The 26,358-nt window shown below is 69.7% G+C and carries 28 protein-coding genes and 3 pseudogenes; 18 read left to right on the forward strand and 13 right to left on the reverse strand.

Features of this window, described 5'->3' with window-relative positions; all coding sequences use genetic code 11:
• Positions 1-39: 39 nt before the first annotated feature.
• Positions 40-1,374, forward strand: a complete 1,335-nt coding sequence (locus tag JYK18_RS26770) for a hypothetical protein (RefSeq protein WP_242582121.1) — start codon at positions 40-42, stop codon at positions 1,372-1,374.
• On the opposite strand, the gene JYK18_RS26775 is transcribed toward JYK18_RS26770, so the two are convergent.
• The 4 genes and pseudogenes from JYK18_RS26775 to JYK18_RS26790 all read right to left on the reverse strand — a co-directional run bounded on the left by JYK18_RS26775 (position 1,354) and on the right by JYK18_RS26790 (position 4,016).
• Entirely contained in the window at positions 1,354-2,421 is a 1,068-nt protein-coding gene (locus JYK18_RS26775; protein ID WP_206806240.1) for an NAD(P)-dependent oxidoreductase, read from the reverse strand. The genes JYK18_RS26770 and JYK18_RS26775 overlap by 21 nt on opposite strands.
• 114 nt (positions 2,422-2,535) lie before the next feature.
• Complete coding sequence (locus JYK18_RS26780; protein ID WP_206806241.1) at positions 2,536-2,892, reverse strand: hypothetical protein; 357 nt, start codon at positions 2,890-2,892, stop codon at positions 2,536-2,538.
• A gap of 179 nt (positions 2,893-3,071) precedes the next feature.
• A pseudogene (locus tag JYK18_RS26785) lies at positions 3,072-3,701 on the reverse strand (zinc-binding dehydrogenase); the annotation flags it as partial.
• A gap of 24 nt (positions 3,702-3,725) precedes the next feature.
• On the reverse strand, positions 3,726-4,016 hold the full coding sequence (locus tag JYK18_RS26790; protein ID WP_374195065.1) for a CsbD family protein: 291 nt from the start codon (positions 4,014-4,016) through the stop codon (positions 3,726-3,728).
• Positions 4,017-4,137: 121 nt separating this feature from the next.
• Here JYK18_RS26790 and JYK18_RS26795 point away from each other — a divergent pair, with 121 nt between their 5' ends.
• From JYK18_RS26795 to JYK18_RS26825, 7 genes and pseudogenes are all read left to right on the forward strand, one after another.
• Positions 4,138-4,602, forward strand: coding sequence for an Asp23/Gls24 family envelope stress response protein (locus tag JYK18_RS26795; protein WP_206806243.1), 465 nt, complete (start codon positions 4,138-4,140; stop codon positions 4,600-4,602).
• Complete coding sequence (locus JYK18_RS26800) at positions 4,599-4,916, forward strand: hypothetical protein (protein WP_206806244.1); 318 nt, start codon at positions 4,599-4,601, stop codon at positions 4,914-4,916. Before JYK18_RS26795 ends, JYK18_RS26800 begins: the two co-directional genes overlap by 4 nt.
• Positions 4,913-5,089, forward strand: a complete 177-nt coding sequence (locus tag JYK18_RS26805) for a hypothetical protein (protein WP_206806245.1) — start codon at positions 4,913-4,915, stop codon at positions 5,087-5,089. The genes JYK18_RS26800 and JYK18_RS26805 overlap by 4 nt, the downstream gene beginning before the upstream one ends.
• A 6-nt stretch (positions 5,090-5,095) precedes the next feature.
• Positions 5,096-5,476, forward strand: coding sequence for an Asp23/Gls24 family envelope stress response protein (locus JYK18_RS26810; protein WP_206806246.1), 381 nt, complete (start codon positions 5,096-5,098; stop codon positions 5,474-5,476).
• Positions 5,473-6,000 (forward strand): DUF6286 domain-containing protein, encoded by a 528-nt coding sequence (locus JYK18_RS26815; protein WP_206806247.1) that lies wholly within the window; start codon positions 5,473-5,475, stop codon positions 5,998-6,000. The genes JYK18_RS26810 and JYK18_RS26815 overlap by 4 nt, the downstream gene beginning before the upstream one ends.
• The gene (locus tag JYK18_RS26820; protein ID WP_206806248.1) at positions 5,997-6,569 is read left to right on the forward strand and encodes an alkaline shock response membrane anchor protein AmaP; all 573 of its coding nucleotides are present in this window, start codon (positions 5,997-5,999) and stop codon (positions 6,567-6,569) included. The genes JYK18_RS26815 and JYK18_RS26820 overlap by 4 nt, the downstream gene beginning before the upstream one ends.
• 12 nt (positions 6,570-6,581) lie before the next feature.
• Positions 6,582-6,851: pseudogene (locus tag JYK18_RS26825) on the forward strand (response regulator transcription factor); the annotation flags it as partial.
• 87 nt (positions 6,852-6,938) lie between these two features.
• Here the strand turns inward: JYK18_RS26825 and JYK18_RS26830 are convergent.
• Both JYK18_RS26830 and JYK18_RS26835 read right to left on the reverse strand, forming a co-directional pair.
• Positions 6,939-7,289, reverse strand: a complete 351-nt coding sequence (locus JYK18_RS26830; RefSeq protein ID WP_206806249.1) for a hypothetical protein — start codon at positions 7,287-7,289, stop codon at positions 6,939-6,941.
• A gap of 484 nt (positions 7,290-7,773) precedes the next feature.
• Positions 7,774-8,376 (reverse strand): TIGR03086 family metal-binding protein, encoded by a 603-nt coding sequence (locus tag JYK18_RS26835; RefSeq protein ID WP_206806250.1) that lies wholly within the window; start codon positions 8,374-8,376, stop codon positions 7,774-7,776.
• A 118-nt stretch (positions 8,377-8,494) separates the two neighbouring features.
• Between JYK18_RS26835 and JYK18_RS26840 the strand changes: the two genes are divergently transcribed.
• Complete coding sequence (locus tag JYK18_RS26840) at positions 8,495-9,496, forward strand: RNA polymerase subunit sigma-70 (protein WP_206806251.1); 1,002 nt, start codon at positions 8,495-8,497, stop codon at positions 9,494-9,496.
• 108 nt (positions 9,497-9,604) lie between these two features.
• Here JYK18_RS26840 and JYK18_RS26845 read toward each other — a convergent pair whose 3' ends face one another.
• The 6 genes from JYK18_RS26845 to JYK18_RS26870 form a co-directional block, all read right to left on the reverse strand.
• A complete protein-coding gene (locus JYK18_RS26845) occupies positions 9,605-11,236 on the reverse strand; it encodes a hypothetical protein (protein WP_206806252.1) in 1,632 nt (543 codons plus the stop codon).
• 52 nt (positions 11,237-11,288) lie between these two features.
• Complete coding sequence (locus JYK18_RS26850; protein ID WP_206806253.1) at positions 11,289-12,065, reverse strand: hypothetical protein; 777 nt, start codon at positions 12,063-12,065, stop codon at positions 11,289-11,291.
• 247 nt (positions 12,066-12,312) lie between these two features.
• Positions 12,313-12,786, reverse strand: coding sequence for a ferritin-like domain-containing protein (locus tag JYK18_RS26855; protein WP_206806254.1), 474 nt, complete (start codon positions 12,784-12,786; stop codon positions 12,313-12,315).
• A 132-nt stretch (positions 12,787-12,918) separates the two neighbouring features.
• Positions 12,919-13,596, reverse strand: a complete 678-nt coding sequence (locus JYK18_RS26860) for a ferritin-like domain-containing protein (protein WP_206806255.1) — start codon at positions 13,594-13,596, stop codon at positions 12,919-12,921.
• 333 nt (positions 13,597-13,929) lie between these two features.
• Entirely contained in the window at positions 13,930-14,583 is a 654-nt protein-coding gene (locus JYK18_RS26865) for a zf-HC2 domain-containing protein (RefSeq protein WP_307796078.1), read from the reverse strand.
• Positions 14,580-15,125, reverse strand: a complete 546-nt coding sequence (locus tag JYK18_RS26870) for a sigma-70 family RNA polymerase sigma factor (protein WP_206806256.1) — start codon at positions 15,123-15,125, stop codon at positions 14,580-14,582. Before JYK18_RS26870 ends, JYK18_RS26865 begins: the two co-directional genes overlap by 4 nt.
• A 150-nt stretch (positions 15,126-15,275) precedes the next feature.
• Between JYK18_RS26870 and JYK18_RS26875 the strand changes: the two genes are divergently transcribed.
• From JYK18_RS26875 to JYK18_RS26905, 7 genes are all read left to right on the forward strand, one after another.
• Entirely contained in the window at positions 15,276-16,115 is an 840-nt protein-coding gene (locus tag JYK18_RS26875) for a DUF4394 domain-containing protein (RefSeq protein ID WP_206806257.1), read from the forward strand.
• A 110-nt stretch (positions 16,116-16,225) separates the two neighbouring features.
• Complete coding sequence (gene sigK / locus JYK18_RS26880) at positions 16,226-16,816, forward strand: ECF RNA polymerase sigma factor SigK (protein WP_374195066.1); 591 nt, start codon at positions 16,226-16,228, stop codon at positions 16,814-16,816.
• Positions 16,813-17,541, forward strand: coding sequence for an anti-sigma factor domain-containing protein (locus JYK18_RS26885; protein ID WP_206806258.1), 729 nt, complete (start codon positions 16,813-16,815; stop codon positions 17,539-17,541). Before sigK ends, JYK18_RS26885 begins: the two co-directional genes overlap by 4 nt.
• A gap of 57 nt (positions 17,542-17,598) precedes the next feature.
• Positions 17,599-19,164, forward strand: coding sequence for a molybdopterin-dependent oxidoreductase (locus JYK18_RS26890; protein WP_206806259.1), 1,566 nt, complete (start codon positions 17,599-17,601; stop codon positions 19,162-19,164).
• A 102-nt stretch (positions 19,165-19,266) separates the two neighbouring features.
• Positions 19,267-19,947: a fasciclin domain-containing protein gene (locus JYK18_RS26895; protein ID WP_206806260.1), complete on the forward strand. Its 681-nt coding sequence runs from the start codon at positions 19,267-19,269 to the stop codon at positions 19,945-19,947.
• A 268-nt stretch (positions 19,948-20,215) separates the two neighbouring features.
• Positions 20,216-21,214 (forward strand): ferritin-like domain-containing protein, encoded by a 999-nt coding sequence (locus JYK18_RS26900; protein WP_206806261.1) that lies wholly within the window; start codon positions 20,216-20,218, stop codon positions 21,212-21,214.
• A 20-nt stretch (positions 21,215-21,234) separates the two neighbouring features.
• Complete coding sequence (locus JYK18_RS26905; RefSeq protein ID WP_206806262.1) at positions 21,235-21,939, forward strand: ANTAR domain-containing protein; 705 nt, start codon at positions 21,235-21,237, stop codon at positions 21,937-21,939.
• Here the strand turns inward: JYK18_RS26905 and JYK18_RS26910 are convergent.
• The gene (locus tag JYK18_RS26910; protein WP_206806263.1) at positions 21,936-22,610 is read right to left on the reverse strand and encodes an IniB N-terminal domain-containing protein; all 675 of its coding nucleotides are present in this window, start codon (positions 22,608-22,610) and stop codon (positions 21,936-21,938) included. The genes JYK18_RS26905 and JYK18_RS26910 overlap by 4 nt on opposite strands.
• A gap of 240 nt (positions 22,611-22,850) precedes the next feature.
• Between JYK18_RS26910 and JYK18_RS26915 the strand changes: the two genes are divergently transcribed.
• Positions 22,851-25,238, forward strand: a complete 2,388-nt coding sequence (locus tag JYK18_RS26915) for a helix-turn-helix transcriptional regulator (protein ID WP_206806264.1) — start codon at positions 22,851-22,853, stop codon at positions 25,236-25,238.
• 389 nt (positions 25,239-25,627) lie between these two features.
• A pseudogene (locus JYK18_RS26920) lies at positions 25,628-26,254 on the forward strand (carboxylesterase family protein); the annotation flags it as partial.
• Positions 26,255-26,358: the final 104 nt, after the last annotated feature.

The raw sequence follows: 26,358 nt of genomic DNA on the forward strand, positions 1-26,358 counted from the left end.
ATTACAATATGCGGAATGCCCGCGTCCGGATCCATATTGTTGGCGACCTCAACAAAATCCGCGCGCCGGAATCTGTACCTCGATCTGGCCGCGGTGCTCGGTGCGGCCGCCGTGGTGGTCGCCGCGGCGCTGGCCGGACGCCGGCTGCTGGACCAGGGCGTCGACATCTTCCTCTGGTGGCCCCCACTGCTGGCCCGCTGGCTGCCGCACGTCGGCCCGGGCACGCCGGCCGCGATTCTCGTCGCTCTGGTGGTGATCATCGCCGGCCCCGCGGTCGCGAGCCGATCGCGCTGGCCGGTCGCGCTGGCGGCCGCCTGGGTGATGGCATCGGCGTGGACTTTGTCACTCGCGTGGGTGGACGGTTTCGAGGGCGGTATCGCGGGCCGGTTGTCCACGGACGTGGAATATCTGCGCGATGTGCCGAGGGTGGCCGACATCGGTACAATGCTCGCCGAATTCGACGCGCACATCCTCAACGATTCGGTGCGGCCGTGGTCGATGCACGTCGGTGCCCATCCACCCGGTGCACTGCTGTCGTTCACCTGGCTGGACCGGATCGGGCTCGGCGGAGGGGCCGCGACCGGGCTGGTGTGCGTGCTGATCGGGAGTTCGGCCGGAGTGGCGGTGGCCATCACGGCCAAAGCGCTGGGAGCGGCTGACGCCGCCCGTGCGATCCTGCCGTTCGCCGTGTTGTTCCCGGGCGCGGTGTGGATCGGTGTCTCCGCGGACGGGCTGTTCGCCGGAGTGCTCGCCTGGGGCGTCGCGCTGCTCGCGCTCGGCGCCCCCGCGGCGGGGGTTCGGGCCGATCTGCTCGCGCTGGCCGGTGGCCTGCTGCTGGGGTTCGCCTTGTTCCTGTCCTACGGCTTGGTCGTGGGCGGCGTGGTCGCCCTGGCCGTGCTCGGCCTGGCCCGCCGGTGGCGTCCAGTGCTGGCCGGGGCCGCCGGAGTGGTGATCGTCGTCGGCGCTTTCGCGCTGGCGGGGTTCTGGTGGCTGGACGGGTTCGAGCTGGTGAAGGTCGTCTACGCCGAAAGCGTGGCGAAGACCAGGCCGTACTCCTACTTCGTCTGGGCCAATCTCGCCGCGCTGCTCTTCGCCATCGGGCCCGCTGTCGTCGCCGGTCTGCGCCGCCTGCTCGCCGGGCCCCGGCAGGCCCCGCGAGCGGTTCTGTGGCTGAGCGCGGCTGCCCTGCTCGCGGTACTGGCCGCCGATCTGTCCGGAATGAGCAAAGCCGAGGTCGAACGGATCTGGCTACCGTTCTCGATCTGGCTGATCTTGCCGTGCGCGCTGCTACCCCGCACCCAGCACCGCTACTGGCTCATCGCCCAAGCACTGCTCGCGCTCCTGGTCAACCATCTACTGTGGACGGTGTGGTGATGCTGGTTCGCGCAGGGGAGCGTGGGCGAACTCGGCCACGCCTTCGGCGAACGAAGTGCGCGCACGGAACCCGAGTACCTCTGCCGCCCGCGCCGGATCGGCGACCACGTGCCGGACGTCGCCCGGCCTCGCCCCGCCCACCACGGTGGGAGCCGGTCCGTTCATCGCCTCGGCGAGCGTCCCGGCGAGGTCGCCGACGGTGTGCGGTTCGCCGGAACAGACATTGACCGGTACGCACCGGCCAGTGGGTGGGTCGGCGGTCAGCGCCAGCATGTTCGCCCGCGCCACGTCGGACACGTGGACGAAGTCGCGGCGCTGCTCGCCGTCCTCCATCACCCGCGGCGACTCGCCCGATTCCAGTGCGGACCGGAAGATCGACGCGACACCGGCATACGGCGTGTCGCGCGGCATCCGCGGGCCGTACACGTTGTGGTACCGCAACGCCCACACCGCACCACCGGTCTGCCGTGCCCAGGCCCCGGCAAGGTGTTCCTGCGCGAGTTTGGTGGCCGCGTAGGTGCTACGCGGATCCAGCCGGGCGTCCTCCGGAACCAGCCCGGGTTCCAGCGCGGCACCGCAGCGCGGGCACGGTGGATCGAACCGGCCCGCCTCGATCGCCTCGGCCGGGCGCGGACCGGGTTCGACCGTGCCGTGTTCACCGCAGCGGTAACGACCTTCGCCGTAGACCACCATCGAACTCGCCAGCACCAGGGACGACACCCCGTGTTCGTACATCGCCGCCAGCAGCACCGCGGTGCCGTAGTCGTTCAGCGAAGCGAACTCCGGCCCGTCCGACGGGTCTACACCGTGGCCGACCATCGCCGCCTGATGGCACACCACATCCACTCCCGGCAGCACCGTGCCGAGGACTCCGGCATCGCGGACGTCGCCCTCGACCACCTCGTGCCCGATGTCCGGAGCGCGCCGCCCGGCATGGGCCTGCGGCAGCAACACGTCCAGCAGCACCGGTGAATGTCCTTGCTTAGCAAGAAGATCCGCGATGTGGGAGCCGATGAACCCCGCTCCGCCAGTGACTAGTACTCGCATCGAGTTCGACGCTACCCCGCTTTCGCCGCGCGAGCAGGACGGAAGGTCGGCAGAACGGGTGGGACCTCGCCCGCGCAATGCGCGAACCAGGCCCCACCCGCGACGCGGGGTGGATCAGAGGCCGAGGCCGCCGATCACGCCGCTGAGCACGCCTTCGTCGGAGCTGTTGCCCGTATTGGCCTTGGTGTGCTCGTTGCGCACGCCGTCCTCACCTGCGCTGCCGCGCTGGTGCTCGAAGTCGCCGCCGTCGCGGTCGGCGTTGGCCTTGGTGTGCTCGGTGGCCACGCCGTCCCGGTTGGCCGAGGTGGCGGACTCGTGGAAGCTCGAGCCCTGCTCGTCGGCGTTGGCCGAGACGCTGTGGGTGGCGGCGCCGTCGGCGCCCGCGCTAATCTCCTGGTGGGAGTACCCGTCGGCCGAGGCGATACCGGCGGCTCCTACCGTCAGCGGCAGGGCGAGCGCTCCTGCGACCATTGCACGCCGGATTGTCCGCATAGGACGTTCCTCCTCTTCATGGGGGTTGTGAGCCGCTCATTTCCCGTGCGGCCACAACTCCTTTGTACCCATGCTTTTCCGGGTCGCACACCCTGTGAAGCGGTACGACATTTCACAGCGATCCCGGCAATCCACCACGGCCAAGGCTTCCGAACGCGTCACGCGCCGATCGTGGCGGTGTCGATGACGAAGCGGTACCGCACCTCGCTGTTGGTCACCCGCTCGTAGACGGATTCGACGTCCTCGGCGCCGATGACCTCGATCTCCGCGCCGATATGGTGCTTGGCACAGAAGTCCAGCATCTGCTGCGTTTCGGCGATGCCGCCGATCTTCGGACCGGCGATCGACTTGTTGCCCATGATCAAGGAGAACTGCTGGTACGACAGGGGTTCCGCGGGAGCGCCCACGTTGACCAGCGCGCCACCGACCTTCAACAGACCCAGGTAGGCGTCCACCGGGATCTTCGCCGAGACGGTGTTGAGGATGACGTCGAAGGACCCGGCCAGATCCTCGAACGTGGAGTCATCGGAGGTGGCGTGGTAGTGCGTCGCGCCGAGCTGCTTGAGGCCGTCTTCCTGCTTCTTCAGGCTCTGGCTCAGCACGGTGACCTCGGCACCCATCGCCGCGGCGACCTTCTTGCCCGGTCCGGCGCCCCACTGGTGCAGTGGTGAATACGTGGTGATCCCGGCGCACAGCAGCGGCGCGGCCTCGTCGAGGCCGATTCCTTCGGGGATCCGGCAAACGAAACGCTCCTTCACCACGACTTCGCGGCTGTAGCCGCCGTGGGTGACTCCGCGGCACCGAAAGTCCCGTCAGTCCTTGGTGAAGGCGTTCTTCACCTTCTCGGACGCGTCACCGACGGCGTCCTTGACCTTTTCGACGCCCTCCTTGATCCCGGCTTTGGCTTGGTCGGCCTTGCCTTCGTCGCGCAGCTGCTCGTTTCCGGTCAGCGCGCCGGTGGCTTCTTTCGCTTTGCCGCCGAGGTCGTCGGCCTTGGTGCCGATCTTGTCGCCCATCGACATGTTCGTCTCCTTCTCATAGTCGGTTCGCCCGTGAATCCGGGCGAAGCGCTTCTTCGACACCGTGGAGCCGGTGATCGTCACGCGCACTCCTGTGTGAGCGTCACCACTCGATCGGGTCGTGACGTTTCCGAATTCGCCGTGTCTTGGTGGTGAGAACAACGAAGTCCGGTCGGTAGCCGGAGGGACGAGAGGGAGAGACACGATGGCTGACACCGCAACGAAGGCCCCGGCTCGCAGCACTTCGGCAGAGGTCGTGAACGGTGCTGGAGGCGCGCTCGCCAGTGCGCAAGGCGTGACGACCATCGCCGACGTGGTGGTGCAGAAGGTCGCTGGCCTGGCCACCAGGGAGATTTCCGGGGTGTACGCCCTCGGCGGTGGCGCCGCCCGCGCGTTCTCGGCGCTGCGCGAGCGCATCCCGGGCGCGACCGCCTCGGCCGGGCAAGGCGTGTCGGTCGAGGTGGGGGAGAAGCAGACCGCGGTCGATCTGCAGATCGTGGTGGAGTACGGCGTTTCGATCGCCGACGTCACCCGGTCGGTCCGGTACAACGTCATCACCGCGGTCGAGCGCATGACCGGGCTCGAAGTGGTCGAGGTGAACATCAACGTCAGCGACCTCCACCTGCCCTCCGAAGAGGACGCTCCCACTGACAACTCCCGTGTCGAGTGACCACGCCCGAGACCGAGGCTGACCGGATCGCCGCCGCCGTGCTGGCGCTGCCCGACGTGGCGGGCCTGCACGGCGGCCGGTTCGGCGACATCGCCACCCTGGCCGCTCGCCGGCGGGTGACCGGGATCCGCGTGCGCGACGAGGACCTCACGATCGCGGTGAGCGTGCGATACCCGTTCTCCGCAACCGAGGTAGCGGCCTCCGTGCGCGCGGCGGTGGGCAGGCCAGAGCGCGCTGTGCACGTGTTCATCGCCGATCTGGTCGACGGGCCGGACCGGACAGCGGAAGAACCAGAAGAGGAGAAAATACCGTGAACGCCACGCAATGGGGGTTGCTCGCCGGCCTCGCGCTGGGTCTTGCCGCCGCTTTCGGCGGATTCGGAGCCTTCCTGATCGTCCTGGTGCTTGGTGCCCTCGGCTTGCTCGTCGGCCGGTTCCTCGACGGCAAGCTCGATCTGTCCCAGCTCACCGGCCGCGATCGGGGCTGAGCCGCGATGACCGCAACGACGCACACGCCCGCGGAAGAACGCGGCGAGCTGACGATCGCCGAGCAGGCCGTCCGCCGGCTCGCCGCCCACGCCGTGCTCGAAGTGGACGGCGTCGGCGGTGCGGCGGGACGAGTACTCGGCGTCAGCCTCGGCACCGAGCACCTCGATCGTACGGCCAAAGTGGACGCCGAGGTCAGGAACGGCACTGTGGACTTGAATGTCCGGCTCTCGCTGACGTACCCGGCTCCGGTCGCCGCCACCACCGAACGCGCCAGGGAACACCTCATCGACCGCGTCGGCGGACTGACCGGGATGCCGGTGCGACGGGTCGACATCACCGTGACCGCCCTGCACCCCAACGCCACCGCGGCAAGGAGGGTCGAATGAACCGTCGCCCACGCCGATCCCTGCCGGCGACCGTGACCGCGCTGATCTTGCTGGCCGCGTGCGTGCTCGTGGTCATCACGGTAGTGCAGCGGCTCACCGGCGACCAGCCATGGCTGGACTACCGGGCGATCGCCACGGCGGTGCACGCCACCCGATGGACCGACCTGACCACCGCGCTGGTGGCGGGAACAGCCGCGACCTTGGGGCTGGTTCTCTTGCTGGCGGCGATCCTGCCCGGCAAGAGAACCGTGCTGGCGCTGGCGGGCACTCCGGACTCCGGCGCCGCCCGCGCCGGCTACCGGTCCACGCTGCGAGCGGCAGCGGCGAACGTCGACGGCATCTCACGCGCCTCGGTCACTGTCGGTTCACGGCGCGTGAAAGTGCGCGCCAAGACCGCGCGTACGCAGCTGGACGGCCTGGCCGAAGCTGTCGCCGCCACGGTCGAGCAGCGGCTCGACCACGTCACGCCCGCCCGCAGGCCCACGGTCTCGGTCAAGGTCCGCACCACAAGGGAGTCGGCATGACCAGCCTCAACCGCCCAGCTCGGCTCAATCGCGTTCTCCTCGCCCTGACCGGGGTGCTGTTGCTCGCCGCCGGAGGATTCGGCCTCGGGATCCACTTCGGTCTCCTGGGGTTGCTGGACCCGGCGTCGCCGCTCGTACCGGGTACCGCCGAGCCACCGGCCTGGGTCTTCTACGTCGTCGCCGCGGGTGCGGTCGTGCTGGGCTTGCTGACCTTGCGGTGGCTACTGGCCCAGCTCGCCCGGCGGCCCCGAACACAGACCTGGAACTTCGAGTCGAGCCCCGCGCGCGGCCGGACCGAACTGCACGCCGACACCGCGGTCGCGCCCTTCACCGAGGAACTCCGCACTTACTCCGGGGTGCTCCAGGCCAAGTCCACGCTCACCGGATCCCGGCAACAGCCGGTGTTGGCGCTGGTGATCACCAGTGAACAAGAGGCCGACCTCGGGGAGATCCGTGAGCGAATCACCTCCGACGGCCTGCCGCGGCTGCGGCAAGCCCTGGACCTGGCGGACCTGCCGGTCACCATCGAGTTCCGGTTCAGCGCGCGCACTGGCTCGCGTGTCAGCTGAGGATCAGCGGCCGACGCCATCCGGCGGGTAGCAGCAGGCGAGCGGGTGGTGGACCCAGCGCTGGCCGTGGCCACGCTGGCGGCCGGCGAATCGCCGCTCACTGCCCGCGAACGCGACGTGCTCAACGCCGCCCGTTCCGGCGCCACCGTGGCCGAGATCGCGGCTCGCCTGTACCTCGCCGAGGGCACCGTCCGGAACTACCTGTCCGGGGCCACCACCAAAACCGGCGCCCGCAACCGGATGGAGGCTCTGCGAGTGGCCGATGAACGCGACTGGCTGTAAACCCCTCTTCTCCCCCGGCTACCTTTTCTATAGGCCGGGGCTCAGGCCGGATTCGCCACGGCGACACGCCTGCGGCATCCTGAGACCTCAGGAAGAAGCGACTTCCACACCAGCGGCATGGAGCTCCGGAGCGTACTCATCGTCGATCTCCACAGTCAGCTCGCCAATGTCGCACGTCAGCAGCGAACCAACCGCTTCGACGGTGATTCGGCCGCGGTTCCGGGAAACACGCGACCAGACTTGTGCAGGCTTATACTTACTCACCATCCCGACACGAAAGACGATGATCTCCGCAGGGCTGATCGCGAGTATCACATTCATCGCGGCTCGGCCGACGCCCGCCGACATGACCATCGTGCCCGGCAGCACGTGCTCAATGGTGGTGCCCGGCGCTAGCAGTTCCCGACATTGCTCGATCGTCTTGCTCGGCATAGCCATGCTGCGCACCTCCCTCACATGATCTTGCAGTGTAAAGGAGCTCTCCTCATTGTGCCTCCCTTCACGCACAAGACAGGCTCTGCGACTGGGAACAGCGCGAGCTACCCGAGGGCCCGCCAGCAGCGAGCAGTATCGCGCGGCGCGTTCTTCGGAAGTGCCTCGCAACGCGTCGACACCGGCGTCGAGTGCACGGAGAAAGCTGCCCAAGATTCGCCGGTATCCCACAAGTCCCATCGAGAGCCGCCCTCAATGACGGCGGTGACGGCGGCTTCTGGCCGCGGCGGGCGGCAGCTGCATCGGCCGGGCGAACGGGCGGCGGGCATCGTCCTGTTCGTGTGAGAGCTTTCCAGTTCAGCCTCGGCGCACAGCGCTCGATCAACCTCATTGACCGCCACCAGCATCGGATTTCTGTCCACTCCGGCCTCCGCCCGGGCGCGAGCGGTGACTGATCGCCCGCCACGCCCAGCGCCCGACCGCACCTGAGCTAGTGCACAGGCCCGGCCACTCGGCCCAGCAGGGCGGCGAGCCGGTCGAGTGGTGTGGCGTCGTCGGAGATCCTCCTCGCCGGGGCGAACGGGGAGCGATCGGGCGGGACGTCGGCGAGCTTGGCCCGGGTGAACTCCAGTTCCCGCTCGACGATCTCATCGTCGATCTCGAGTTCTTGGCCGGTCGCTCGGGCGAGGTCCCAGCCGTGGACGAGGTCTTCGACGGCGCGCAGGTGTAGCGCGGCGATGCCGGGCACGAGCCCGACGGGCACCTGGAACATCCGGTCGAGCACGCCTGGCTGGCCGAATGCGGCCAGGAGGTCTTTGGCGGCGTCCCGGTAGGCGGCCACCGGATCGGTGCCGAGCGCGTCGCGGGCCTTGGGGTCCAATGCGCCGGGTGCGACGGCCGCTTCGCCGCGCAGGATGCCGGCGAACAGGCGGTTGCCGATGACCATGTGGTTGACCAGTTCGCGGACGCTCCACTCCGGGCAGGGCGTGGTGCTGTCCCACTGGTCGTTCCGCACGGCTGCGACCAGGTCGCCGACCACGTCGAGCACGGTGGTGAGGTCGTCGGTGGGGGTGTGGGTGATGTTGTCGGTCATCTGCGGGTGTTCTCCGTTGGTGTCGGGGACCGCGCGGGTGTCGCGATCATTCTCCGGTTGAGACACCGTCGGCCCCGGAAACGGAACGGTCCCGGCGGCGCCGTGACAGGATGTCGCGGTGAGCCAGGACACGCTGGAGCGCGCCCGAAGCGGCGACGAGCAGGCGTTTCGCGAGCTCGTCGAACCGCACCGGCACGAGCTGCGCCTGCACTGCTACCGCATTCTCGGCTCGCTCTCCGATGCCGAGGACATGGTGCAGGAGACGTTGGTCGCCGCCTGGCGCGGCCTCGATGGCTTCGCGGGCCGGGCCTCGCTGCGGGCGTGGCTGTACCGCATCGCCACCAATCGCTGCCTCAACGCACTGCGCGCCGCCGGGCGCCGACGGCCGCCCGAGCCGAAGCCGGCGTTCGATCCGCCCGAACCCACCCGCCGCAGCGAGGTCACCTGGCTGCAGCCCTACCCGGACACGCTGCTGGACCAGATCGCCGACCGCACGCCGGGGCCCGAGGCCCGGTACCAGTTACGGGAAGCGGTCGAACTGGCCTTCATCGCCGGACTGCAACACCTTCCGCCCCGCCAAGCCGCCACGCTCGTGCTGCGCGACGTCCTCGGATATCCCGCCGGCGAAGTCGCGGCCATGCTCGGGACCAGCACGACCGCGATCAAAGGCACGCTGCAGCGCGCCCGCGCGCAACTGCGGCAACACCGGCCCGACCCCGAGCAGCTCACCCGCCCCGGCTCACCCCAGGAACAGAACCTGACCCAGCGCTTCGCCGAAGCGTTCACCAACGGTGACATCGACGGCATCATCACGCTGCTGACCGACGACGCCTGGCTGAACATGCCACCGGCACCCCACGAATACCAAGGACCAGCGGCGATCGCCGGCCTCCTCACCGTCTTCGGCGCCTGGCGCGGACACCGCCGGCTGCGGCTGGTCGCCACCCGCGCCAACACCCAACCCGCGTTCGGCTGCTACCTCACCGAGGTCGGCCAGACAGCCGAACACCCGGCCGGACTGCTCGTACTCACCCCGCGCGACGATCGGATCCACACCCTCACCTGGTTCCTCGGGGACAATCTGCCAAGCCTCTTCGGGCTGCCCACGACCGCGAACTGATCCGCGGAAAGCATGGGGCCGGCGTCGCCGGCGAACCGGACCAGTAGCGCAGCTGAAAGGTGGGGCACCGGCTGGTTGCCGGTGCCCCACCTTTTTGTTCGCCCTGCCTCAGAGCAGGGATGTCACCAGGTTGTGCCCGTGCCCGGTGGTGTGGGCGTGGCCGCCCGCGCCGCCGTCACCGGAGTTGCCGCCGCGGGTGTGGCTGACGTTGCCCGCTGCACCCGAGTCGCCGGTGGTGCCGGTGTCGCCCGAGTTCCCGGAGTTCACCGTGGTGTCCGCAGTGGAGTGTCCACTGTGGTGGCTCCGCTCGGAGCCCGGCGAGGTGACGGCCAGGTTGCCGCCGGTGTCGCCGGAATCGCCGGAGTTACCGGTGGTGCCGGACTTCGCGGTGTTGCCGCTGTCGGCGTTGCCACCGTTGCCGGAGTTGCCGCCGTTGCCGGCGACGGCTTCGGATTCGGTGTCACCGTCGGCACGGTGGTCGCCTCGGCCGGTCTGGCCCCAGTGGCGCTGGTGGCCGGATTCGGCAGTGTTGGCGCCGGTCGCGGTCGCGGCGGCGTTGCCGCCGTCGCCACCCTGACCGGAGTGACCGCCCTGGGTGTCGCTGACGTTCGTGGCGTCGCCGGTGCTGCCGGTGGAGCCGGTGTCACCGGAGTTGCCCGAACTCACCTCGGTGGTGCTGGTGTTCTGGGTGTGGAAGCGGCCGTCGTGGTGCCAGCCGCGGTTCTCACCCAGGTTGAGCACCAGGGCCGAGTTGTGCCCGGTCGACCCGGAAGCACCCGAGTCGCCGCTGCCACCGGTGGTGGCGGTGTTGTCGCTGGTGGCGTTCCCGGCATCGCCGGAGTCGCCGCCGTTGCCACCTTCGGCGGTCGCGGTGGTGTCACCACCACTCGTGGCGTCACCGCCCCGCCCGTGCCCGGTGGCCTGGTTCATGCCGTCGGCGATGGCCGCGGCATTCCCGCCGTCACCGGCGGCACCGGAGTTGCCGCCACGGGTGTTGCTGGCGTTGGTGGCGTCGCCGGAGTCACCGGTGGAGCCGGTGTTCCCGGAGTCGCCCGAATCCACGGTGGTGTGGCATTCGGCCAGTACGCACAGCCCGTAGGCCGAGTTGCCGCCGGTGGAACCGGAGTCACCGGAGTTACCGGAGTCGCCGCTGACAGCCTTGTTGCTGCTCTCAGCCGCACCCCCGTCACCGGAGTCGCCGCCATTGCCGGCGGTGGCGTCGGCCGAGGTGTCACCCGAGGAACGGGAGTCGCCCTTGCGGTGCGAGCCCTGCTCGGCGGAGTTGGCACCCGCACCGGTCGCCTGGGCATTGCCGCCGTCGCCGCCCTGGCCGGAATTTCCGCCCTGGGTGTCGCTGACGTTGGTGGCGTCGCCGGAGTCACCGGTGGAGCCGGTGTTCCCGGAGTCGCCCGAGCCCACGGTGGTGTGGCATTCGGCCAGTACGCACAGCCCGTAGGCCGAGTTGCCGCCGGTGGAACCGGAGTCACCGGAGTCACCGGAGTTGCCGGACTTGGCCGAGTTGTGGCTGGTGGCCTCGCCACCGTTGCCGGAGTTACCGCCGTCGCCGGCGTTCGCCCCGGAGGTGGTGTCACCGGAGACCGTGGACGTGATCGAGTTGAGCGCTCCGCCGAGGCCGAGTCCCGTGTCCTGGGAGTCGGCGCTGGCCGAGCCCACCCCGAGCAGGATGAACCCGCCCGTGATGGTCGCGGCCATCAGGCCGCGGCGCACATACCTGTGCATGCGCTTGTCCTTTCCGTTGCTTTACGAGTGGTCAGCGAGGAAAAGGACCTGCTCAACTCGGATGGTCGAGGTCGTCGTAGAACAACCACGACGGCGGCCACGAGCCACGTGGTGGCGAGTGCCAACCGGAATGCGTTTCCGGAGAATTCGCGCCCCACGCCGCGGTGGCCGGATCGTGCCGCGGTGACGAACCGCCTCCGGCCTGGGCCGAGGCCGGACTTCCCGGCACCGCCTGATCAGCGGGTACCGGGCCTTGCCGGCTGAAGCCGCCGGCAGCCTGCTGCGCCTTGTCCGCGGAACTCTGCTGCCGCAGCGCCGGGGCCGAGGTGTCGGCGGGCAGGATCACCGGTGGCGACACCGCCTCCGCTGGTTCAGCTACCGGCTCGGTGACCGGCTGTTCGACGGCCTGCTCCGGCGCCGGCAGGTCCTGACGGGCCTGCGCACGCGGACTTTCGCTGGTCACCGGCTGGGTGACCGGGTCAAGGCCCACCGCCGAGGTCACCGGCTCGGCCACGTCCACGACGGGCTTCACCACCGGCTTCACCGCGTCGAGCACCGGGCGCACCGGCTCGATCACCGGTTCCGCGGCGGTGGCGACGGGTTCGACGACCTCCGCCACCGGTTCGGCAACCGATCGCGTGACCGGCTCGACGGCGCTCACCAGCGGTTCCGCAGTCTCGGTCAAGGGCGACAACAAGCTGTCGTCCCGCTCGTCCGCGGATGCCGGGCCGGCCAGCAGCAAGCCCATGATCAACATTCCGAACACGGCGCCGCTTACTACCAGCAACCACCGCAGCACCGGCTCGAATCGAGGTTCCGCACTGGTCATCTGCATATTTCGGATTCACCTCCCTTCTGTCCGATCGGGAGCACCTAACGCGAGGAATTCGGCACCGTCACCCGATCGGTTGGGTGGTGAGGAAGAAAAATATCCGGCGGATTTTGATGTTTGCACCGTTTTTCACGGGGTACCAGACCAAGTTGGCCTTTCGGCCGACCACTCACGGTGACAAAATGCGTCGCCGCCACGCCATGAGTTGCGCGCAGCGGCGACGCTGTGGACTGGTTTCAGCAGGTTAGCCGGGCAGGAAGGGCGAGACGGCGTCCAGCACTTCCTGTTTCGTCTTCGGCTTCTCCAATGGCCCCTGGTAGACCCCGCCTTCGGCGGGCAGCCCGAGCAGGTTGCCCACCACAGCGGCGTGCCTGGCTTCGACGCCGAAAATTCCGGCCGCGGCCTGGAGAATCGTTTTGTCCTTGAGGAAGCCGGCCGCGCCCAGATAGGCCCCGACGCCGACGTTTTCGAAGACGTGGCTGGTCGTGAGGTAGGACTTCCGGTCACGGAAAGCGTCACCGAAGGCCACCGTCGGCTTCTCCACCGGAGTACCGCCGAGCTTGGTGATGGTGTCGGTCAGGAACTTCACGTGATAGGCCTCGTCACGTTCCACCTGCTTGAGGTAGACCTGCTCCAGCCCGTGCAACTGGACGTTGCGGTTGCCCTGCCGGTAGAACTCGGCCTCGAGGTACTCGAGCAGTAGTGCGTAGTTGAGCACTTCGAGGTCGTCGGCGAAGTCCCCCCGGGGAGGCCAGCGCCCAGCGGTTGCCGAGCGCGGTGGCCGCGGTGGTGGCGTTGACGTGCTCGGCCTGGCCTTTGACGAATTCGAGCCTGTTCATGGTCGCTGTCCTCATTTCCCGCTGTCGATGAACTTGCCGGCCTCGGCCAGGACCTCGTCCTTGTCCTTGTTCGCCTCGATCGGCCGCGGGAACGGGTTGCGGTAGTTCAGCCCGGCCAGGATCGCCGCGTGCCGGGACTCCACCCCGGCGATCGCGGCAGCGGCACCAAGAACATCGGCGGAATGGATCAGCGGGACCTGACCGTGATAGGCGGTAACGCCGAGTTCCTCGAACTTCGACGCCTGCCGCAGGAACGTGACCTGGGACAGGAACGTGGCTCGCGGGTACTTGAACTTCGGCTTGGGGACCGGGGTGCCGCCCATCATCGTGATCGCCTCGGTCACTCCCGCGACGTGCGCGACCTCGTGGTCGCGGATCGGGTTGACAAGTTCCAGCGTGCGGCCCCGCAGCAGACCGGCTTCCAGGCCGCGGGTGTAGAAGTCGGCCTCCAGGTACTCCAGCGTGAGTGCGTAGTTGAGGATGCCGATGTCGCTGGCGTCTTTCTGCGTGCCGTTGCCGGCAGCCGGAGCCGGTGCGGCCAGCGCGGTGGCGGCACCGAGTCCGCCGCCGACCGCCAGGGTGGCGCCGACGCCGACCAAACCGGCCCAGCGCAGGAAGTCGCGCCGGTCGGATCCGGCGGCGAACTCGATCACCGGTTCGCCGTCGAACAGTTCTTCTTTCGCGCCCATGGCGCGATCACCTCATCTCGTCGGGTGCGTTACCTCCAGCCCGCCCTCAGGCAATGGCGGGTGGCTGGCGCCCCGAAGGTTCGTCCCCCAGGAGGAAGGCACGCGGCAGGCGACGGCCGTTCGGACCGTCGCCGCGCGATCACTGGCGCGTGGGGCCTGTGCGGGCACTCCCTCGAACACCTCCGGACATCGAGACCGGCTTTCGGGGGATTCGGGACCGCTGGCCACCCGGGTTGGTCGATCACCGGCGAGTTCACGTATGCACTCGTTCGTGCAGGTGAGAGCGTGTGCGGAAGCCTCGCGATCGCGGGCTCGGCGCGCCACAACGGCTGCTCAGAATCGTGAGGTGAGCACCACCTGGTCGTCGGCGTCGATTACCTGGAAACCGGTGGCGTTGGTGCGCAGGATGGAGCTGTTGAGGTTGCAGCGCATTTCCGCGGGCCCGGTGCCGATGAATTCGCCGGCGGGGACGCGCTGGTCGCCGGGTCCTGTGATCATTACGCGGTAGGTGCGGCCGGGTTCGAATCCGCTGCCGGTGAGTTTGATCTCGACTCCCCAGGTGTGCGGGACGAGTTGCGCGGCGGCCTGGATCGGTTGCCCGGTGGCCTGCACGGTGACGTTCTCCAGCGGCACGGCGGGCGGGTCGGGGTGCAGTTGCCAGCCGAGGGCGATGCCGAGTACCGCGGCCGCGGCTGCCGAGGTGACGGGCAGGGCCCACACCGGTGCGCGGCGTCGTCGTTCGGCGCGAACGCGGGCGAGTACGGCGTCGGCGAGTTCCGGCGGGGGAGCGGGTGCGGGTGCGCCGAACTGGTCGGGGTCCGCTGTGGACAGTCGCTGGGCGACGGTGCTCAGTGCGGTCAGTTCGTCGCGGCAGGGTGCGCAGCCGGCGAGGTGGGCGTCGATCTGCTCGCGTTCGGGGTCGGTGAGCTGGCCCGATAGGTAGGCGCCCAGTGCTTCGCGCAGTGCGCGGTGGGTGTCCTCGATCACGGCTCAACTCCCATCTCTTCCATCACGACCCGCAGCGACTTGAGGCCGTAGAACAGTCTGCTGCGCAGGGTGCCGGGCGGGATCCCTTGCTCGGCGGCCACTTCCGGATACGGTCGCCCGCGCAGGTAGGTTTCCACCAGCGCGACGCGGTGTTCCGGGCTGATGCGCCGCAGCGCTTCCTCGACCACCCAGGCGTTCATCCTGTCCTCGTCGAAGCCCGGTTCCAACTCGGTGCGCGCGGTCGCGGCGTCGCGGGTCGTGCGGGCGGTGCGGCGGCGGATCTCGTCGATCACCACGTGCCGGGCGATCGCGAACAGCCATCCTCGCAGGCTGCCCGCCGCCGCGTCGAAGCGTTCGGAGGATCGCCAGGCCCGCAGGAACACCTCCTGCACCACGTCCTGCGCGGCGCCGTCGTCGTGCAGCTGTCGCAGCGCGAACCGGTACAGCTCGGCGCCGTGGGCCTGGTAGGCGTCGCGCAGCGACTGCTCGTCGGCGAGCCCGGGTTCCGGGCGGGCCCGGCGCCCGCCCGCGAATCTGCCCATCGAAGACCCCTTCCGCTGCCGTCGCGGTGTATTCGGAGCCGATGGCCGCCGCGTTCAGTCCGGGTGAATTCCGTTCGCGGTTGAACGCGAACGGGCCGGCGGCCGAACCCCGGAGGCACCGACCACCAGCAGTCGAGAGGGAGACTCGTGATGCGCAAGACAACCGCCGCTGTCGCGGCCGTGGCCGCGATCCTGGCCACCGGGTTCGGTACCGCCACCGCGTCGGCCACCGGATCGGGCACGACCGGGCCGGGGCTGCTCGTGCTCGGCGAAAGCGGGCTGCTGACCCGGCACGATGCCAAGAACCCGCTGTTGATCAAGCACAAGGTCCAGGTCAAGGGGCTGGCCAAGCACGACCGCCTGATCGGCATCGACGTGCGCCCGGCCAACGGCGTGGTCTACGCGCTGGGCGCCTCGGGCCAGCTCTACACCGTGGACGCGCGATCCGGGAAGGCGACCGGGATCGGCACCCCGGTGCCGCTCGCGGGCAAGGCGGCCGGGTTCGACTTCAACCCCACCGTCGACCGGATCCGGCTGGTCACCGACACCGGGCAGAACCTGCGACTGCACCCGGACACCGGCGCGGTCGCCGCCACCGACGGCGCGCTCGCCTACGCCCCGGGCGACCGGCACGCCGGCGCGCGGCCGCAGGTCGCCGCCTCCGGCTACACCAACAGCGTGGCCGGGGCCACCACCACCGCGCTGTACGGCGTGGACTCGGCCAAGGACACCCTGGTCCTGCAAGGAACCGCGCCCGGTGTCACACCGCCGGTCTCCCCGAACACCGGCCAGCTGTTCACCGTCGGGCGGCTCGGGGTGAACGTCACCTCGGTCAACGGCTTCGACATCGGCGCCGGGAACCAGGCCGTCGCCGCGGTCCGCCTCGGTGGCCTGGTGCCCGCGCTGGTGAGGATCGATCTCGGCTCCGGGCACGCGAAGGTCGTCTCGCCGCTGCTGACCAAACCGGTTGGCGTCGCCTTCCTCGGCTGAGCCCGCTGGGCCGGGCGTGCGGTGTGGACCAATCCGGTTCCCTTTCGGTGGCGAATGACCAGCGAAGACACCGACCGCCCGGCCTCGGTGGTGACGAGCGGAGGCAGTGCGTGGACAAGCGGGTGCCGGTGACGACAGCTGAGCCAGGGGAGGCAGCGCCTGGGCCGGAGGAGTTGCTGCGGCGGGTGGCCGGTGGTGACGAGGCGGCTTTCGAGGCGCTCTACGACGTGATCGCCGGGCCGGTGATGGGCGTGGTGGTCCGGGTGCTGCGGGATCGTGCGCAGGCCGAGGAGGTCACCCAGGAGGTGCTGCTGGAGGTGTGGCGCCAAGCCGCGCGGTACGAGGAGGACCGGGCGGCGGCACTGTCGTGGGTTCTGATGATCGCCCACCGGCGCGCGGTGGACCGGGTGCGGTCGCACCAGGCCGCACTCGACCGGGACGACCGGGCCGGGCGGATGGACGTGCGGCGGCCGTTCGACCAGGTCAGCGAAGCGACCTTCGCCAACGTCGACCAGCGGCGGGTGCGCCGGTGCCTGGGCGCGCTGACCGACCTGCAACGCGAATCCATCGTGCTCGCCTACTACAACGGCTACACCTACCGCGAGGTCGGTGTGGTGCTGAAGACCCCACCGGGAACGGTGAAAACCCGCATCAGGGATGGACTGATCCGGCTGCGAGACTGCTTGGGAGTGACGTCATGACCGCCGATCTGCACACGATGACCGGCGCCTACGCGCTCAACGCGTTGTCGGCGTTCGAAAGCGCCGCGTTCGAACGCCACCTCCTCGACTGCGCGGCCTGCTCGATGGAGGTCCGCGAACTGCGGGCCACCGCCGCCCGGCTGGGCGCCGCGACGGCCGTGGAGCCCACCGCCGAGTTGAAGGCAGCGGTGCTCGCGCACATCCGCGGCGTCCGCCAGTCGCCCCCGCGGGTTCCCGCCGCGGAAGTGGCCGGGACGCGGAAGAAGCGCGGCACCGTGCTGGCACTGCTGGGCGCCGCCGCGGCGGCGGTGGCCGCACTGTCACTGGGGATCGACATCGGCCGCGAGGAAGTGCCGCAGGTGGGTATCGCCCAGCCGCAGTTCGACCCGGCGGGAATGGTGCTGAGCGCGCCGGACGCGGCGACCCTGCGCGATCCGGAGGACGAAGGCGGCACGACCGTGGTGCTTTCCCGCAGCCAGGGCAAGGCCGTTGTGCTGCCCGCGAACCTGCCGCCGCTGGACGGTTCGCGGGTGTACCAGGTGTGGTTGATCGGATCGGCGGGCCCGCACTCGGCCGGCTTGCTCCAGCCTGACGTACGGCAGCACATGCCGCCGGTCGTGACGGATCTGCCGACGGGCACGGACCGGGTCGGTATCACCGCCGAACCGGCGGGTGGTTCGCCGGAGCCGACAACACCCGCGGTCACGATGATTTCCTTGTCCTGACAGGGTCATCACATCGAGTGACCCATCCGCCGGAGGCCCCGGTGCCGAAGTACCGGTATGAACGCCTCGAAGCACTCGTCCGCCGACGCCGCCACACCTCGGCTAGGCGTGGTACGGGCGGCTCTGCTCGGGGTGCTGGCACTGGCCGCCGCATTGGCGGCCGGGCACCTGGTGGCGGCGTTTATCAGCATCAACGCCTCGCCGTACCTGGCGGTGGGCAACGGCGCGATCGACCTGACCCCGGTGGAGCTGAAGGACTACGCCGTCCGCACCTTCGGCACCTACGACAAGCTGGTGCTGTTGCTGGGCATGGCCGTGGTGATGGTGGTCCTGGCGGCGCTGGCCGGGATCCTCTCGCGCCGCACCCCAGTGCCCGGCGCGGTCGCGATCATCCTTTTCGGACTTGTCGGAACGGTCGCGGTCTACCAGCGGCCCGACCTGAGCGGCGTCGCGCTGCTCGCGCCGGTGGCCAGCCTGCTGGCCGGAACCGGGATCTTCCTGTGGCTCCACCGAATGGCCCTGGCTTCCGGGGAGGAGCACGCCGAAAGCGGGGCCACTTCGCGCCGGAGCTTCCTGGTCGCCGGAGCGGGTGTGGTGGTCGGTGCGGGAGTGGCGGGTGCGGGCGGGCAACTACTGGCCGGGGCCCGTGACGCCGCCTCTTCCCGAGCCGCGGTCGGACAGCTGGTTCCCGCCCGCACAGCACCCGCGATCCCGGCTGACGCCGACTTCGCGAAGCTGGGGACCCCGACCTTCTTGACTCCCAACAAGGATTTCTACCGGGTGGACACGGCGCTGTCGGTGCCGCAGGTGCGCACCGAGGACTGGAGTCTGCGCATCCACGGCATGGTGGACAACGAGCGGACCTACAGCTTCGCCGACATCCGCGACCGTCCGCTGGTCGAACGCACGATCACCATGACGTGTGTGTCCAATGAGGTCGGTGGCACCTATGTGTCCACGGCCAACTTCGTCGGCGTGGACCTGGCGGACCTGCTGACCGAGGCCGGGGTGCGGCCGGGTGCCGAGCAGTTGTTCTCGACCAGTGTGGACGGCTGGACTGCCGGTACCCCCGTGGCCGCGGCGCTAGACCGGGGGCGCGGTGCGATGCTGGCGATCGGGATGAACGGTGAGCCGCTGCCGGTGGAGCACGGTTTTCCGGCCCGGATGGTGGTGCCCGGTCTTTACGGTTATGTTTCGGCCACCAAATGGGTGGTCGATCTGGAGATCACCACCTGGGCGGCTCGCCGTGCCTATTGGCTCGAGCGCAGCTGGGCGGAGCAGGCGCCGATCAAAACGCAGTCCAGGATCGATTTCCCGAAGGGGTTCGAAACGCTGCCCGCGGGCAAGGTCCGCGTCGGCGGCGTCGCCTGGGCGCAGCACACCGGGATCGCCAAGGTCGAGGTGCGCATCAGCCGCGGTGCCTGGCAGGAAGCGACCCTGACCAGGGAAGTCAACCCGGACACCTGGCGGATGTGGTGGCACGAGTTCGACGTGCCGCCCGGCAGTCACCAGGTCATCTGCCGGGCCACCGACAAATCCGGCTACACCCAGACCGACCAGCGCATGGGCACCGTTCCCGACGGCGCAACGGGCTGGCACGTCATCAACTTCACCGCCCGCTGAGAAATATTTCCGCACCACACCAAACCGGAGTCCTGGCGACTCCGAATCACCACCAGAAAACAGGCCGGAGCAGGGCCTGTGTAATCCAATGGAGTGATTTTCGTGAACAAGCTTCGCATTGCCGGAATCGGCATCACCGCCGTGGCCGCCCTCTCGCTGGCCGCCTGCGACAGCGGCGACACCGCGTCCTCCGGGAGCACCGGAACCCCGGCTCCGGCGCCGTCGAGCGAGATGGCGCCGCCGATGTCCAGCCCCACCGCTGGTGCGGGTGAAGGTGTGACGACCAACGCCGATGTGTTCGGCCCGGCGTGTTCGCAGCTGCCGCAGGGCAGTGAGCCCGGTTCGCTGGACTCGATGGGTCCGCAGCCGGTGGCCAGCGCCGCTTCGACCAACCCGTTGCTGACCAAGCTGGTGGCCGCGGTCAAGGCCACCAACCTGGTGGACACGCTGAACAGCCAGGAGGCGATCACCGTGTTCGCTCCGGCCGACCCGGCCTTCGCCGAGCTGGGTGACGCGAAGTTCAACGAGCTGGCCGGTAAGCCGGACGAGCTGGCGCCGATCCTGCAGTACCACGTCGTGCCGAAGCGCTATGACGCCAAGGGCTTGGAGGCCGCGGGTGGTTCGCTGGAGAGCCTGAACACCGCGGGTGGTCCGCTGAAGATCGAGGGCAGCGGCGAGAACATGACGGTGAACGGCGCGAAGGTGCTGTGCGGCAACATCCCCACCAAGAACGCCACCGTCTTCGTCATCGACAAGGTGATGATGCCGGGCACCAACAAGTAACCCGCCCGAACCAGCTGCGGCGGCAACCTCCACCCCCGTGTTGCCGCCGCAGCGTCCTGACCGGGTGCCCCGAGCAGGCGGGGTGGGCACCCGGAAGCCGCCGCTGTGGCCGCCCATCACTCCGCGACCACAGCGGCGGCGCCACCAATCCGCTCCCGCCGCGGTATCGAACTTCCAGTACCGGCGTGGCTCCACCCCGCCTGCATGATCGGCCGTCGCCGGCCCGCCCAGGGATCACCCCGGTCCCGGGCCGAAAGGAGATCGTCAGGTGTTTGGCAAGCGATATGCGGCGTCGATGATCAACCGGAGCGCGGAGAACGAGCAGGACCGGCGGCGGTTCCTGCACGCCGCGGGCATGACCGGGCTGGGGGTGGTCGGCGCGGGGGCCCTGAACGGGCTCGTGACGCCCGCGGCCGCCGCCGCACCGGCCCAGCAGGCGGGTCGGCAGGCACCGGGAGCCGAGGTGAGTGACGCCGCGGTGCTGAACTTCGCGCTCAACCTGGAATACCTGGAAGCCGAGTTCTACCTCTACGCCACCACCGGCAAGGGCCTGCCGGACTCACTCGTCGGCGGCACCGGCACCCCCGGTGGGGTCACCGGCGGGAAAGCCGTGCGGTTCAAGACAAAAGCGGCCCGCCAGTACGCGCAGGAGATCGCCGGGGACGAGAAGGCACACGTGGCTTTCCTGCGCACCGCACTGGGTTCGGCCGCGGTGAGTCGTCCGGCGATCGATCTGCAGAGCAGCTTCACCGCGGCCGCGCAGGCCGCGGGCCTGGTGAAGCCGGGCAAGCCGTTCGACCCGTTCGGCTGCGAGGAGAACTTCCTGCTCGCCGCCTTCCTGTTCGAAGACGTCGGCGTCACCGCCTACAAGGGCGCCGCGCCGCTGATCACGAACAAGACCTACCTGGAGGCCGCGGCGGGGATTCTGGCCGTCGAGGCTTACCACGCCGCGAACATCCGCACCGCGCTCTACGAACACCGCGGCGGACTGCTCGACCTCGGTCTGCTCGGCCGCGATCTGAAGGAGGCCGCGGGCAAGCTGTCCAACGCCCGGGACAGCCTCGACGGGGCCACCGATCTCGACCAGGGTGTGGTCGATGGCAAGGGACAGGCCAACATCGTGCCCGCCGACGCGAACGGAGTCGCGTTCTCCCGCTCGCCAGGCCAGGTGCTCAACATCGTCTACCTGACCAACAAGGCCGCCACTTCGGGCGGCTTCTTCCCGAAGGGCGTCAACGGCGAGGTCAACACCAGCGCCGCCAACTGACCCTGCCGCCCGGCTCCACAGTGGACAGCAATCGGCGTGAGCAGCTCCGGCGGGCCATCATCGGCCTGCCGGAGTCCGGTCTGCTGTGGAGCCGGGCGAATTCGGTGTGCGCGGTGCTGGTCGGCGAACTCGGCCTCGACGCCGCGGCGCTGTCGCTCTTCCTCGACTCCCGGATCCGGGAACCCATCGTGGCGACCAGTGACTGGGCCTGGGGCCTGACCGAGCTGGAATACGGGATGGGCGACGGGCCTGCCATGGCGGCCTTCACCGATGAACGTGCCATCTACGTTCCCGATCTGGCCGCCGTGCGCTGGCACTGGCCTGGTTACGTCACTTTCGCCTGCGCCGAGCACCTCGCCGCGCAGTTCTGCTGGCCGATCGTCTGCGGTGACGAACCGGTCGCCGTGCTCAGCGGTTACCGGCGAACCACCGGCCCGCTGAGCATCCGGCGGCAGCTGGATTCGACCATCCTCGTCGAGTTGCTGGCCGACGCACTCGAAGACCCGGGCACCGGCCTGCCTGCCGCCGTCACCGCCGTCGAACGCGGCGAACTCAAACACTACTCGACCGTGGCACTCGCGATCAGCCAGATCGCCGGACAGCACGACCTCAGCGCCGAAGACGCGTTCGCGCTCCTGCGCGCACATGCCTTCGGCCAGGGCCGCGGCGTGCGGGACCTGGCCGAAGGCATCGTGCACGATCGACTGGAGATCGACCTCGCCTAGAAGTCGACGTCGTTGCCGCTGAGCACGCCGCCGACGTCGATGGTGCCCAGGTCACCGGCGACCTGGCCGATGTTGCCGAGTTCGCTGACCTGGCCGACGTTGAGGTCGCCGACGGTGTCGGTGACCGCGGCCGGGCCGGTCTCCACGACGTCGGAGATGCCGAGGTCGCCGGTCTGCAGCGAGTTGGTCAGGTCACCGGCGGAGGCGGTCAGGTCGCCGACCGAGGTCAGGCCCGCGGTGACGTCGTCGAGGCCGTCCAGCCCGTTGAGGCCACCGGTGATGCCGTCGACGCCGGTCAGGTCGCCGGTGATGCCGTCGAGGTCGCTGATGCCACCGATGCCGAGGTCGCCGTTGCCGATGTTCTCGGTCACGCCGCTCACCGCGCCGGTCACGTCGCCGCCGCTGATCGCCGAGTCGAGGCTCTGCGCCAGGTCGTTGACCGGGGAGAAGCCGCCGCCGTCGCCGAGGGACAGGCCCTGGCTGAGGGAGTCGATCCCCTGGGCCTGCGTGGAGTCGAGCACCAGCGGGAGGATCTCCTGGATGTCGCCCGGGGTGATGTCGCCGAGGCCCGCGTCGTTGAGCACGTCCTGGGGCGCCGCGTCGAAGGCCGACTGGGCGTCGGGGTTGTTGAGCAGGTTGAGGGCGAAGTCGTACAGGTTCTGGTCGGGCAAGGAACTTCTCCTGTTCGGGGGATCGGGGTTCGAAGATCAAGCTAGGCGTGGGCTCGCCCCGGCCACATCGGTGCTCACTCCCAGTTGTCCCGATGCCGCCATCCGGGGAGGAGTCCTCGACCCCCCTAGGGCGATGGGGGTTGCGTTCCGTGAGGTTTTCACCGAATCGGGCGAACCGGGCCGCCCGTGGCTCCGAATTCCGGGGGCAAGGAAGCGGACGGACAGGTGGAGGCGCACAGCATGCGATGTGAGGTCGGGCAGGCGGTCACCGGCCGCGCGGTGGACCGCCTGGTGGAGCAGGTGCGCACGACCCCGAAGGCGGTCGTGCGGGCCGTGGTCTCCGCTCCGGGTGGCTACGGCAAGTCGACGCTCATCGCGGAGGTCTCCGCCGCCTACACCGCCGCCGGATTCGAGGTGCTCGACGCGGTCGCTCTGACCACACGCGATCTGGGGGACCGGCACGGCAGCGCGGTGGTGATCGACGACGCGCACCTGCTCGGCGACCACCAGCTGAACCGGCTACGGGAAGTCGTGCGGTCGGGCTATCCGCGGGTGGTGCTCACCCAGCGCCCGGCCCCGCGCCCGGCGGCCCTGCGCGCGCTGGCCACCGAGATCGGTGAGGTGGTGCCACTGGGCCCGCTCACCACGGCGCAGACCGGCGTACTGGCCGCCGCGCACGGCACGGAACTCGGTGACGACCGGATCGAGCGGCTGCACCGCCACACCGGCGGGGTGCCGCGGTTCGTCGCGCGTATCGCCGGTCTCGACGGGCTCGACGGCTTCCGCTCGGACCTCGCCCTGCTACCCGATGACGTCCTGCGCTACCTGATCGCCGCGGAAGCGGGCGCCACTGCGGACACCGATCTGCTCGACGCGCTGTTCGGGCCCGGGCGGGCGGCGGTGGTCGAGCTGGCCAGGGCGTCCGGGCTGCTCGGGCACGACGGCAGGCTGGTCCCGGTCGCCGCGGACGCGATCCGGCGGCTCTGCCCGGCACCGCGCCGGGTCGAGGTGCTGCACCGGATGGCCGAGATCCAACTGCGTTCGGGACAGCCCGTCGAAGACCTCGCGGGCAGGTTTCTCGCGGTCGAGATCACCGGTCCCACCGCCGCCGAGGTATTCGTCCGAGCTGCCGAGGAAACCGCCGTGCCCCGGTTGTCCGCCGAGTTCTTCGCCGCGGCGGCCGCCGCCGGGCCGCGGTCGGCGGACCTGGTCGCGAACTGGGCGCGTGCCGCCGCGCTGGCCGGCGACCTCGACACCGCACTGCGCCTGAGCGACGAACTGCTCTCCAGCGCCCACCGGGAAAGCCAGGCCGAAGGCGCGTTGATCGCGGGCTTGGTTCTCGGCCGGCGAGGAGAGCTGGTGCGCAGCGCCGAGCTGTTCCGGTTCGCGGGTGTGCCCGCGGCGGCGAACTTCGCGGTCGTCGCGGAAACTGCGGTGGGCAGACGCGCGACGGGGCCACCAGCACCGGCGCTCGTCCCCACCCTGTCCACGGCCATCGCCGAGCGCCTGGGCACCGGACTGGCCGAGTCCATTTCGGACACTCCGGCGCGAGCCCTGCCCACGCTGTTCGGCGCCGCCGATCTGGTGCGCCCGAAGAACCCGGCGGCACTGCTGCCGGACTCGCCCGCCGCGCTCGCGGGTATCGCGGCCATGCACTGGGGCGAACTCGGTCCCGCCGAAGCCATTCTCGAAACCGCCGCGGCGGGCGAATCTTTCGCCGCGCGGCATCACCTGTTGCTGGCCTGGGTTTCCCTGCTTCGCGGTGATCTCCCGGCTGCGGCCCAGCGGGCCCGGCAGGCTGGTGCCGGGCTGGACAACCGCGAGGAACTGTTCGCTGCCGCACTCGAACTGGGCATCGCCCGCCGTTCCAGCAACCTGCCCGCGTTACGACGGGCGTGGAGCCGGGCTTACCCGGCGTTGCTGCGCAATCCGGTGAACCTGTTCCTGTTGCTGCCGCTGAACGAGATCGCCATCGCCGCGGCCCGGCTCGGCGAGCGGTCCTCGTTCGCGCTGACCACCGAGCAGATCACCACCACCCTGGCGGCGCTGGGAAACCCGCCGCTGTGGGCCACGGCGACGGCGTGGAGCAGGTTCTACGCCGCGATCGTCACCGACGACGCCGACGCTGCCCGCGCCGAGCTGTCCACTTTGGAGTCGGTGGCTGGCGCCGGCCGCTATCCGGCCGCGCTCGCCGAGGCTGGCGGCGCCTGGCTGTCCGTGCTCGCCGGGCAACCCGACGCCGACCGGGTCACCGCGGCTGCGTCCGGCTTGCGGGACCTGGGTTTCGTCTGGGACGCCGCGCGGCTGGCCGGCCAGGCGGCGATCCGCACCAGCGACCGCCAGGCGATGACCCGGCTGCTGGAAACGGCCCGCCAGTTCCAGGGCCGCAGCCGCGAGGACGCGGCGGGCACCACTTCGGTGACCACCCCGGAGGTGGAACTCAGCCGCCGCGAACGGCAGGTCGCCGAACTCGTCGTGGAAGGCCTGACCTACAAGCAGGTCGGGGCACAGCTCTACATCTCCGGCAAAACCGTCGAACACCACATGGCCCGGATCCGGAGTAAAACCGGCATCACCGACCGCGGGGAACTACTCGGTACCCTGCGCTCCCTGATCACCGGAAATTGATTCCGCCTCGCTCTCTCGCAGGCCGGGTTCGCCGATGGCCGCTGACGCGGCCTAGTGCGGTGTGGCGCACCCAGGCGCTGGACAGTGCTCGCCGCCAAGCTCGGCGTCTACGCGATGGCGGGCCTGACCTACGGCCTGATCACGGTTACTGTCTCCGGCTCCGGGACAGCACTGGCCGCTCCGCCCGCCCTAACCGCACCCGCACACCCCGCCCCAACGGCACCCGACCCGCCATCACAACCTCCGATCACAACCGGTGTTGCAACGACCCCATGAACCCAAGTGGCTTTCGGGATCCTGCGTCCCGAAAGCCACGTTCGTGACATCGGGCCGGGCCCAGTTGCGCCGAGCCCGAGCCCGTTCCCGAACTCGCGCCGACCACCGTCACCACCACCAGCGGACAGGTAGCGGGCCGCGCGGACGCGACCACCCGGCAGTTCCAGGGAATCCGCTACGCGCAGGCCCCATTCGGGCCGCGCCGCTGGACGCTGCCCGAAAAGCCCGCGCCGTGGGAAGGGGACACGCAGGCCACCGCGCCCGGATCCCGCTGCCCCCAGAGCACAGCCTCGGCCCCGCCCGGCGCACCGATCGACGAGGACTGCCTCTTCCTCGACGTGACCACCCCGAGCGAGGTCGCCCCCGGCGAACGCCTGCCGGTCGTGGTGTGGTGGCACGGCGCGGGTTTCACCACCGGCAGCGGTTCGGACTACGACGCCCGCCGCCTCGCCGAACGCGGCCGGGTCATGGTGGTCTCCATCAACTACCGCCTCGGCGCGCTCGGCAACTTCGGCCTCCCCGGCCTGGCCGGATCGGGCAACTTCGGCTTCGCCGACCAGGTGGCGTTCCTGCACTGGGTGCAGGAGAACGCCGCCGCCTTCGCCGGTGATCCGGACAACGTCACCGTCGCCGGGCAGTCCGCCGGCGAGCACCGCACCACCGGGCTGGACACTTCGGTGCCTCAGGCAGGCGGTTTGGCTAGAGGCGGTGCGACAGGTGACGTATATGCGATGGCGTGATTCGACATTTTCCTATAGGTGGCGGTCGCGGTGAGCGGTGACACTGGTGCATCAACCCGGGGTCCGGCAACTGTTCCCCAAGCGTGCACCTCCCGTTCCCCGCA

It is taken from the genome of Amycolatopsis sp. 195334CR (genome assembly GCF_017309385.1).
In the GTDB taxonomy this organism is placed as follows: domain Bacteria; phylum Actinomycetota; class Actinomycetes; order Mycobacteriales; family Pseudonocardiaceae; genus Amycolatopsis.

Bases quoted from the DNA above. Each gene is read 5' to 3' on its own strand.
- JYK18_RS26780 (WP_206806241.1), bottom strand. From the start codon at position 2,892: ATGGTCGCAGGAGCGCTCGCCCTGCCGCTGACGGTAGGAGCCGCCGGT.
- JYK18_RS26815 (WP_206806247.1), top strand. From the start codon at position 5,473: ATGAACCGTCGCCCACGCCGATCCCTGCCGGCGACCGTGACCGCGCTG.
- JYK18_RS26820 (WP_206806248.1), top strand. From the start codon at position 5,997: ATGACCAGCCTCAACCGCCCAGCTCGGCTCAATCGCGTTCTCCTCGCC.
- JYK18_RS26885 (WP_206806258.1), top strand. From the start codon at position 16,813: ATGACCGCCGATCTGCACACGATGACCGGCGCCTACGCGCTCAACGCG.
- JYK18_RS26870 (WP_206806256.1), bottom strand. From the start codon at position 15,125: ATGGGCAGATTCGCGGGCGGGCGCCGGGCCCGCCCGGAACCCGGGCTC.
- JYK18_RS26835 (WP_206806250.1), bottom strand. From the start codon at position 8,376: ATGACCGACAACATCACCCACACCCCCACCGACGACCTCACCACCGTG.
- JYK18_RS26830 (WP_206806249.1), bottom strand. From the start codon at position 7,289: ATGGCTATGCCGAGCAAGACGATCGAGCAATGTCGGGAACTGCTAGCG.
- JYK18_RS26915 (WP_206806264.1), top strand. From the start codon at position 22,851: ATGCGATGTGAGGTCGGGCAGGCGGTCACCGGCCGCGCGGTGGACCGC.
- JYK18_RS26775 (WP_206806240.1), bottom strand. From the start codon at position 2,421: ATGCGAGTACTAGTCACTGGCGGAGCGGGGTTCATCGGCTCCCACATC.
- JYK18_RS26860 (WP_206806255.1), bottom strand. From the start codon at position 13,596: ATGGGCGCGAAAGAAGAACTGTTCGACGGCGAACCGGTGATCGAGTTC.
- JYK18_RS26875 (WP_206806257.1), top strand. From the start codon at position 15,276: ATGCGCAAGACAACCGCCGCTGTCGCGGCCGTGGCCGCGATCCTGGCC.
- JYK18_RS26890 (WP_206806259.1), top strand. From the start codon at position 17,599: ATGAACGCCTCGAAGCACTCGTCCGCCGACGCCGCCACACCTCGGCTA.
- JYK18_RS26845 (WP_206806252.1), bottom strand. From the start codon at position 11,236: ATGCACAGGTATGTGCGCCGCGGCCTGATGGCCGCGACCATCACGGGC.
- JYK18_RS26850 (WP_206806253.1), bottom strand. From the start codon at position 12,065: ATGACCAGTGCGGAACCTCGATTCGAGCCGGTGCTGCGGTGGTTGCTG.
- JYK18_RS26810 (WP_206806246.1), top strand. From the start codon at position 5,096: ATGACCGCAACGACGCACACGCCCGCGGAAGAACGCGGCGAGCTGACG.
- JYK18_RS26795 (WP_206806243.1), top strand. From the start codon at position 4,138: ATGGCTGACACCGCAACGAAGGCCCCGGCTCGCAGCACTTCGGCAGAG.